This window comes from Vicinamibacteria bacterium, assembly GCA_035620555.1.
Taxonomy (GTDB): Bacteria; Acidobacteriota; Vicinamibacteria; order Marinacidobacterales; family SMYC01; genus DASPGQ01.
Genome location: DASPGQ010000092.1, coordinates 1 through 9,231 on the forward strand (window position 1 = coordinate 1; position 9,231 = coordinate 9,231).

Here is a 9,231-nt window from a genome sequence, read left to right on the forward strand (position 1 = left end):
GGACTTCAGACGTCAACAGATACGCGACCAGGCCGTGTGCATCAGTCAGGGCGAGGGGCTCGAGCCACGTAGCGAATCTCGGGAAGTCCTCAAATTGAGCGTTCGGGAGGCACTGACCCGATTGCCGGAACCGCAGCGGGACACCTTTCTGCTCCGGGAGGTGGCCGGCCTTAGTTACGCCGAAATTGCCGCCATTCGCGAGACCACCATTGGTGCGGTGCGCTCGTTACTGCATCGTGCCCGCCAAACGCTACGGTCGCATTTGCGCAGCGAACACTACGGAAATTGGAATCGGAATCATGTCAACACAATTTGAAAATAACGCTGAGCGTTCATCGGAGCTGATTTCCCTTTTTGTGGATGGGGAGGACGTCGATGCGGGCCTGCTCGGAAAGGCGCTCGTCGCCCCCGGGGGTCGAGAGACTTTGCTCGACTTCTTGGCGCTCCGCGAGCACATCCACAAGGAGCTCGACATCCAGCCGAGTGCTGATTTCTACGAGATCCTCGAGGAGGGACTTTCATCGGTTAGGAGACGTTCGGCCACTCGGAAGTTTCCGCGCATCGCTCTGGCGAGTTTGTCTCTTCTGCTCGGAATAGGGATCGGCTTGGGGGTGAGTCTCACCCGTAGCCGGGTGGAAGGGCCGCCGCCGGCGAATCGGACTCTCCGCTTTGAGCCGGGGACCGATTGGTACGCGCACGCAAGAGAGGAGCCGTCGTGGAACAGAGAGGAGCCGTGATGAGGGGCACTGTTGTCACGCTTTCGTTGGTTCTCGGATCGCTCGGCTCTACGCAGAGCGCCCAGGCGGAACGAGCGACCGTGTTCCTTCGGGCGTTCACGACGCCGTCCGGCGGACGGGCTTCGACTACGGGTTCGTTGGAGGTGAACCGCGTAGTACGTTTTCAAATCACTGCGGGTACGTCCGGCGACCGGAGGAGCTTGTGCGCTCTGGGACTTGGCGGCCTCACAGATGAGACGGACGTTCGGACGCTGTTGAACGACGCCCACGCCCATCACATTTGGGCATTGGATGTAGAGCTCCTCCGGGTTGAGGGCAACTCATTCGACGTTGCCGTGGGCTCGCGCCGATATCGGAGTGAGGGAGGCGGCGGCGCAGTGGTAAAGGAAAAAGATACGCGACGCCGGGTCCGGCTCGTGGGTGGCGAGCCCTACTATGTCGATTTCTTAGCTGAAGCCAACCCGATGGAAAATGACCGATGTGCCGCGCAGAACCTCGTTATCGAGCTACGCGTGCGTCCTCCCTTCGACAGGAGCGGCCTGGAGTTTCGTCACGATTTTCTGCGGTATGAAGGCTGGCTCGTGCACGAAGATGTCGAAGGTGGTGCGAGCACCTCACATTTCTCAGCGCTTGGGAAGCATGGAGAACCCGTTCGTTTTCGATTCGAGCCGCTGCGGCAACCATTGGGACCGGGTGCTGCAAGTACGTTGCACGTCGTAACGGAGGTTTCCGGTTCCGTGGAGGGGAGGAAGCGCCCGGACGGCGATATTGACCTGGTGGTGAGAGCGGACGAGCTGAGCCTCATTGAGGGGCAAAAGGGCCTCAAGCTACCGTCCGGTGCCGGAGGAGAGAAGAAGTTGACCGTGCAGCCCGGAGAAGTCATCCGAATCGAGCTTCCACATCCCTCTGGTCGGTCGGTCCATCGATTGCCGCCCGAATTGGGCGGTCAACCCATCGCGAGTCTGCCGGATGTGCGTTCACTCGGCGATGGGAGCGCGATCACCGTGGACGATGGTGTTCTTGTGGTCGATATCGCCGAGTTGTACCGAGGCCGCCGAACATCCCTGACGCTCTCCGTCACGCCACTCGAATGACGCTCGGTGGAGACCAGCTAACGCTGGATCAACGGCCAGAGATCGGATGATCCGTGCAGTCGCTTGCCTCCTCGACTTCCCTATCGGCGCGGACTTCTCGCGCGCGCCAGCGGCCGAAGGACTCGCACGGCGTGCTCTAACTCCTGCCCTCGAAGCGGCCCGAATGCCGCCGGTGATATCTCAGCGAATCGAGATGCTTCCCGAGCTCGAATCGATCATCAATCGATGTCCTCCGCCACGAACCGCGCCACGGATCTCCTTCCTCGAGAGCCGCCCGCTGACGGTGACGGGATGGTCGAGCTCGATGCTTCCGGAACTCGTGTGGGCGTCGAGGTCGAACGCGGCGTCCTCGGGAAGCTCTACCGTAATGCTTCCCGAGGAAGCGTGGATGCGCCAGTCCCCCGTGAGCTCACCTGCGATCCGAACGGTCCCGCTGCCGGAGTTCACCTCGAGCCCACCGCGCACCCCAGAAACCCGGATGCTTCCCGAGCCGGCCTTGACGTCGACATCGCCCTCGCCGGTCTGCTCGATCTCGATACGGCCGCTTCCCGTGCGGGCCGTGACCGGCCCCTCCACGCCAAGGGCCGTGATCGAGCCGCTCCCCGTCTTGGCCTCGAGTCTGCCCTTCGCGGAATCGACTCGAATGCTTCCCGACCCAGCCGCCGCCGTCACGAAGTCCCCTATGGACCCAATCGTGACGCTCCCCGAGCCCGTTTTGGCCTCCACCGGCCCGTGGATGTCCCCCACGGTCTGGCTTCCCGAGCCCGACTTGGAAACGAGGCTCGTTTCGGGCGGCACGACGATGCGATAGCTGATACTGACGTTGTGAAACAGTTCCTCATCCCAGCGCGAGCCCACCCGGATCACGTTTCCTGTCTGTTCGATGGGAGGGTTCTCCTCGATTTTCCGAACCCGGTCGCTGCCTCCTAAGCCGCCAAATAGTCCGGATCCGACGCGGATCTCACCATGGATCTCGACGGTTCCGCTCGCGCCCGTGGTGACGTCGATGCTGCCCGAGCCCGTGATGACCTCCAGGCTGACGGGACCATCGACACGAAGCGTCCGGTCGAACGAGCCCTCCACGGCGGCCAGGGGGAGGAAAACGAGCAAAAGGAGATTCATCGCCTCACCTCTTGTCAACCAGACGGAAATGCCGGGGCAAAGGTTGCAGCAAAAGCTCGGGATACAATAACGGTGATGGAAGACCACCAAGGCGATGGCGCTCCGCGAGCGTTCCGCGAGCTACTCGACACGGCGACGCCGCATTTCTTCGTTACCCCGGTGCTGGTGGGCTTGAACGTCGCCTTCTTCGCGGTCATGGTCCTGTTCGGCGTGTCGCCTCTCGACCCCGATCTGGAGAGCTTGTGGCGCTTTGGCGCCAATTTCGGCCCGAGAACGTTCGCGGGCGAATGGTGGCGCATCCTGTCCTCGACCTTCGTACATATCGGCTTCTTCCATCTCGTTCTCAATATGTGGGCCCTGTGGAGCCTGGGGAACCTGGCCGAGCGGATGTTTGGAAGCATGACGTTTCTCGTCATCTACCTCATGAGCGGGATCGGGGGAAGCGTGGGAACGTTGCTGTGGCACCCCCACATCACGAGCGCCGGTGCCTCCGGCGCCCTGTTCGGCGTGCTGGGGGCTCTGGTGGCGTTCGTCTACCTCGGACACATCCACGTTCCTCCAAGAATCGTTCGGAATCTCAGGTGGGTGCTGATTGCCGTCGTCGTCTTCAACCTTCTGTTCGGCTTCATGTGGCCGCGCATCGACAACGCCGGACACCTCGGTGGACTTCTCGTCGGCTTGATCACCGGAGCCGCGCTACACCGTCCTCTCCCGGTGCGACCCCGTTCGGCCCTTCGGTACCTCGCGGTTCCAATGGTCCTCGCCGTTCTGGCCGGTCTCGCGGAGCTCTCGCGCGCTTTGGCCCAGAGCAATCCCTCCATGCTCGCCGCCGAGGCCCTCGAGCTCGAGCTCCAGGGAAAGAGTGAGGCAGCAGCGCAAAAGCTCGAGCAAGCGATCGAAATGGATCCCGGGCTCGTATCCGCTCTCACCCAGCTGGGCTACCTGCACCTCGAGGCCGGGCGATTCGGCGCGGCTGCCACGGTTCTCGAGAAGGCCGCTCAGCTGGAGCCGGACTCGGTGGAGCTGCATGTCGTGCTCGGTATCGCCTATATGAGAGACGACCGATATCGCGAAGCCGCAGCGACCCTGGAAAAGGCGCTCGAGCGCGCGCCCGGGCGGCCCGCACTCTTGAGTGAGCTCGGCACCGCACAGTACCTCAGTGGCGACTCCGAGCGAGGGGTGGAGTCTCTCCGGAAGGCAATCGAGCTCGATCCAGAGAACTCCGAGCACCACAATCGGCTGGCGCTGGTTCTCGCCGAATCCGGAGACGGCGAGGGCTCCCTCGAGGCCATCGAAGCCGCACTCGATCTCGCGCCGCGCGCGGCTCACATTTGGGATAGCCTCGGCACGGTGCGCCTGTATCGCAACGAGCCTGCCGAGGCGGCGGAGGCATACCGCAAAGCGATCCAGCTCGACCCGCAACAGGCCATCTACCACTACAACTTGAGCCTTGCTCTCCGCCGGACCGGTGCGATGGAGGCGGCGGACGAAGCGCGGACGAGAGCGCTGGAGCTGGCCCCAGATCTCGAGCCTCCATCGGACGGAAGCCCGATGATCTGGTCGTGACCGGAAAGGCAGTGGTCGTCGGGGCAGGCGCCATCGGCGTCGCCTCCGCCTACTTCCTCGTGCGCTCGGGTTTCGACGTCACTCTCGTGGACCGAGGAGAGGTCGGCCACGGCTGCTCCTACGGAAACGCCTGCCTCATCGTCCCCAGCCATTCGGATCCAATTCCCGGCCCGGGGGTCATCGGGCAGGCCCTTCGTTGGATGGTTCGAAACGACAGCCCCTTCTACATCCGACCCCGCTTCGATCCGAGCCTCGCGTCATGGGGCTGGAAATTTCGTCGGTACTGCAACCGCGAGGCGGTCCACCGCGGCTCCGCCGCATTGGCCGGTTTGAGTCGCGGAAGCCTCGCTCTGTACGACGAGATCACGTCGGCCAAGGAAGCGGATTTCTTCTTCGAGAAGCGTGGCCTTCTCGAGGTTTATCTGACTCCGAACAGCGTGAAGCGTGGCCGCTCCGAGCTCGACCTGTTGACCCAGAACGGGTTTCCCGCTCGGCTCGTCACCGCCGACGAGGCCCTCGAGCTCGAGCCGGCGCTCGCGCCGGCGATTTGCGGCGGGCTTTACATCGAGAGCGAAGCCCATGGTCACTGCTACGGCTACGTTCGAGCTCTGGCGGGCTCCGTGCAACGAAGCGGGGGCCGCGTCCTCACCGGCCGACCGATCGATCGGATCCTCGTTTCGAATCGACGTGTCCACGGAATCTCGCTCGGCGGTCCGCCGGAAGAGATCGCGGCCGATGTCGTCGTGCTCGCCGCGGGCTGCTGGTCCCGCGACATCGCCCGATCGATCGGAATCGACATCCCGCTCCAGCCGGCGAAAGGCTACAGCGCCACGATCGACGCGTTCGAGGGTGGGCCGCAAATACCGCTCCTCGTCAAGGAGCGCCGAGTCATCGTAACGCCTCTCGACGGACGCCTGCGTTTCGGTGGAACGCTCGAGCTCGCAGGCTACGATCTCGGGATCGACCGAGCTCGCTACCGCGCGGTCGTGCGAGCCGGGCTCGAGGTCCTTCGAGACAAACCACCGATGAAGAACGAGGAACCCTGGTGCGGCCTCCGGCCCGTCACGCCCGACGGCCTTCCCATCATCGACCGACTGCGAGAGCCCCAGGGTCTCATCATAGCGACCGGTCACGCCATGCTCGGCTTTACTCAGTCTCCCATGACGGGTAAGCTCGTGGCCGAGCTCGCTCGCGGAGACAGACCATCGCTTTCCCTCGAGCCTTTTCGACTCGATCGGTTCTGAGCCTCTGGATCGCCATCCAGAGCACGCCCCGAGACGTCCTCGTTCGCGGTAACGTCCTCGTACCCGAGACCACGATCCTGCATCATGCCGGATCGTTCGATGACCTTCCCCGGGCATTCCGAAGGCTTTGGGAAACTGGCCTGTTCGAGGATATCCGCTTCGACACCGAGGACTCGCGGCTCATCATCGCCGTGAAAGAGAAGCCTCTCCTTCGGGAAGTCCGCGTGACCGGTCTCGACACGGTCGCAGCCAGGCTTCCGCCATTGCGCTCGAATCAGCCGATCGGCGAGCAAGACGCGAGAGAGATCGCGCTCGTTGCCTCCGAGATCGCTGGTGCCGACTACGAGGCTTCGGCGCGGCTCGAGCCCGTTTCGGAGCTCCATGTCGACCTCGTCCTCGAGGTCACCCGGCGCCCTCCTCGGGAGCTCTCGTTCCGCGGCAACGAGCACGTGAGCGACGACAACCTCGCCGATGCCGTGCACGATGCACCCGGCGAAGACGTGGTCTCGACGCTTCGCGCCCTCTATCGTCGTCGCGGCTATGCCCGGACACAGATCGTTTCCCGGGGGCGCACGGTGTCCATCGTCGAAGGTGAGATCCATCGACTCGGCGAAATCGAGACCGACCCCGGCTCGCTCCTCTCTCGAGAGGAGATTCGGGCCACCCTTCCCGAGTCCGGCACTCGATTCGATGGCGGCGCTGTCGACGAGGCCGTCGAGCGAATCGGACGCTACTACGCGAGCCGGGGCTATCCCACCGCTCGGGTGTCGATCGAGGAAAACCTGCGTCCTCACACGAACGTCGTCGACATCAGAGTCACTGTGGAGGAAGGATCCTTCTATCTCGTGGACAGAATCACCTTTCACGGTCACGCCCGTCACCGTGACCGTGATCTGCGACTGTTTTGTGATCTCGCGGAGACCGATCGCTTCAATGGGACACTGATCGAATCCGACATTCTCTCGCTCATGGGCCTCGGCAACTTTCGCGCCGTCGTGCCCGAGTTGGATTTGACGACGACCCCCGGCCTAGCGAGGGTTCATTACCGGATCGAGGAGATACCGCCTTTCGAGTACCTCGTCGGAGGAGGACTCGACGGAACCCAGGGGGCAACGGGAGCGGGACAGTTCGTTGCCCGCAGCCTTTTCGGCCGCGCGGAGACGTTCCGAATCGATCTGGACCTCGGCAACCGTCTCCAGAACCTCGCCTTCGGCTACCACGATCCGACGCTCCTGGGAAAGCGGCTTTTCCTCGACGCCGATTTCCGGAGGGCCGAGCTCACCTACCCCGACGAAACCTCAGAGGACACGACCGAGCTGGCGATTCGCGCCTACGGACCTTATCGAGCGCGATGGCAGTTCCTCGCGAGCGCTCGATTCAGCGCGTTCACGCTCGGCTCGGAGCTAGACGACGACGTTCCGTTCCTCACGCCGTTTCTCGGGCGCCGTTTTCGCACGCTTCGATGGAGCGCCGGCCTGGCGCACCGAACCCGGTGGCTGGAGACGGGGCTCGAATGGGTGACCGGAAACGTCGAGCTCACTCGATTCCGCGTTGGGAGCCACGTCGTCGTACCCGTCGCCCCGCGGCACTCCATCGCATTCATTGGACGGGCGGAAGCGCTCTGGCCTTACGGAACGAGCGAGGCGGAAGGCGTTCCCCGGTTCGAGCGTTTGTTTCTCGGAAGCGAGAACGACTTGAGAGGTTTTTCGATCAGAGGCGTCGGGCCACGCGATGGCGCTGTCGTCGTCGGGGGCGACCGGCTGTTCTTCGCGACCGTGGAGCATCGGTACGAGGTCCTGCCGCGGCTGACGCTCGTTGGTTTTTTCGACCTGGGCAACGTGTACGCGACCGACTTCGAGGGCGAGGCTCTCCCCAAAGCGCGATTCGACGCCGGAGGGGAAGCGCGTGTCGTGGTGCCGCTCGCGCAGGTTCCGGTCCGAGTGGGTTATGGCTTCAACCTGGATCGGCTGGCCGACGAGCCGCGCGGCCGGTTCTTCGTCACACTCGCGGTGCGATTCTGATCCCGCGTTTTTAAATTAGGGAAGCTCGATCGCGCGGACGACCTGGCCGTTGTTCTCCCACGGAGTGGCCTTGTAGCGCAGATCCTCGTCCTCGGTCGGCTGGATGCCGCTTCTACCACGAGCGCGGGAAACGAGGCGGTGGGATCCGCGCGCAGCGTCGCTCCACTCGAGATGGAACGCCGACCAGGCGTAGGGCGAAACTCCGGGCTCGATTCGGGCCGCACGAAAGGGTCCGTCGTCGACGGCGATCTCGATCGTCTCGATGGGCGACCCGTCGCTCCAGGCAAGTCCGTGGATGGTGTGAGTGCCGGAGGAATCTCTCGTGACCCGCGTGATCACCGACTTGATCTGGTGGCGTCCCACCGAGGTCGCGCGATGCTCGATTCGGCCGTTCACCTCGACGCCTCGCAGCGTCACATAATCCTTTGCCATGAACCAGCCCATGAATCGGTAGGGCACGATCTCGATGCGTTCGAGCCATTTCACCTGGGCAACGCCGTACCAGCCGGGAACGATGAGACGCAGGGGAAAACCATGCTCGCGCGGAAGAGGGTCACCATTCATCTCGTAGGCGAGCAGGACGTTCTCGTCCAGGGCCATGCGGATGGGAAGGCTTCTCGCGAACCGCGTGGCGTAGGTCTGGCCGCGGAGCCGCTCCTCGGCGTTGTCCGCCCCGTAAAACACGACCTCGCGGGCCGATGGTGCAATCCCGAGGCCCTCCAAAAGCGGACCGAGACGCGTCCCCGCCCAGCGCGCATTTCCTACGAGACCGTGCATTCCCGCGGGTCCGTTTCCCGCGCACTCGAAGCAGACGGTGGTCTCCACTTTGTCGAGTGAGCGAATCTCATCGAGGGTGAGGGCAGCTTCTCTTCCAATCTCACCCGAGAAACTCAGCTCGAAGCCCGTCGCGTCGACCTGGGGTATGTCCCTCTGCTGGAGAACGAAGAACCGATCGTTGGGAACCACCCCGCCATCGAGCAGGGTCAAGTCGGTGAAACGGACTCCCGCGCGCGGCTCCGGGTCGTTCCGGACTTCCGCCCACGGAATCGTCTCTTGCACGGGCAATATTATGACACAGACAAAAAAAAGGGGCTCCGAAGAGCCCCAAAACTAGATTTTTTGCTGCAAGCTAGAAGCGGTACTTCACCCCGATTCGGAAGATTCTCGGCGACAGGAAGTTCAACACTTGCCCGTAAGACGAGCCGCTGGCCAGGTTGATGTCGCTGATAGTGTTTGCATTGAAGATATTGAAAAGGCTCCCAGCCACTTCCAGCCTTCCCGCTCCAAGCACGAAATCTTTCGCCACGGTGATGTCCGCGGTGCCGACGCTCGAGAGGCGCTGCGATCCGACCGTCTCGGCCTTGATGGTTTGAGTACCCTGGTTCAACCCTCGGACGATGAAGGTACGCGTGATGGGCTGACCGGTTTGTGCGCGAACGACGCCCGA

General features: G+C 63.2%; 9 protein-coding genes. 6 read left to right on the plus strand and 3 right to left on the minus strand.

Translation table 11 applies throughout. The features are described 5' to 3' along the window. From VEK15_03700 to VEK15_03710, 3 genes are all read left to right on the plus strand, one after another. Positions 1-316: sigma-70 family RNA polymerase sigma factor (locus tag VEK15_03700; protein HXV59773.1), on the plus strand; the 316-nt coding region annotated here is incomplete at its 5' end. 40 nt (positions 317-356) lie between these two features. Next, positions 357-737: a hypothetical protein gene (locus tag VEK15_03705; GenBank protein ID HXV59774.1), complete on the plus strand. Its 381-nt coding sequence runs from the start codon at positions 357-359 to the stop codon at positions 735-737. A 416-nt stretch (positions 738-1,153) separates the two neighbouring features. After that, the gene (locus tag VEK15_03710) at positions 1,154-1,831 is read left to right on the plus strand and encodes a hypothetical protein (GenBank protein HXV59775.1); all 678 of its coding nucleotides are present in this window, start codon (positions 1,154-1,156) and stop codon (positions 1,829-1,831) included. A 180-nt stretch (positions 1,832-2,011) separates the two neighbouring features. Here the strand turns inward: VEK15_03710 and VEK15_03715 are convergent, their stop codons facing one another. Next, entirely contained in the window at positions 2,012-2,953 is a 942-nt protein-coding gene (locus tag VEK15_03715; protein ID HXV59776.1) for a DUF4097 family beta strand repeat-containing protein, read from the minus strand. A gap of 75 nt (positions 2,954-3,028) precedes the next feature. On the opposite strand from VEK15_03715, the gene VEK15_03720 reads away from it, so the two are divergent. The 3 genes from VEK15_03720 (at position 3,029) to VEK15_03730 (ending at position 7,784) form a co-directional block, all read left to right on the plus strand. Next, positions 3,029-4,519, plus strand: a complete 1,491-nt coding sequence (locus VEK15_03720; GenBank protein ID HXV59777.1) for a rhomboid family intramembrane serine protease — start codon at positions 3,029-3,031, stop codon at positions 4,517-4,519. Continuing rightward, the gene (locus tag VEK15_03725; GenBank protein HXV59778.1) at positions 4,516-5,763 is read left to right on the plus strand and encodes an FAD-dependent oxidoreductase; all 1,248 of its coding nucleotides are present in this window, start codon (positions 4,516-4,518) and stop codon (positions 5,761-5,763) included. Before VEK15_03720 ends, VEK15_03725 begins: the two co-directional genes overlap by 4 nt. Before the next feature lie 191 nt (positions 5,764-5,954). Beyond that, positions 5,955-7,784 (plus strand): BamA/TamA family outer membrane protein, encoded by a 1,830-nt coding sequence (locus tag VEK15_03730; protein HXV59779.1) that lies wholly within the window; start codon positions 5,955-5,957, stop codon positions 7,782-7,784. Between the two features lie 15 nt (positions 7,785-7,799). Here VEK15_03730 and VEK15_03735 read toward each other — a convergent pair whose 3' ends face one another. Together VEK15_03735 and VEK15_03740 are read right to left on the minus strand one after the other, a co-directional pair. Further along, positions 7,800-8,843 carry a molybdopterin-dependent oxidoreductase gene (locus tag VEK15_03735; GenBank protein ID HXV59780.1) on the minus strand — a complete coding sequence of 348 codons (1,044 nt, stop codon included), beginning with the start codon at positions 8,841-8,843 and terminating at the stop codon, positions 7,800-7,802. A 70-nt stretch (positions 8,844-8,913) separates the two neighbouring features. Next, a partial coding sequence (locus VEK15_03740; protein HXV59781.1) for a hypothetical protein occupies positions 8,914-9,231 on the minus strand: 318 nt, incomplete at its 5' end.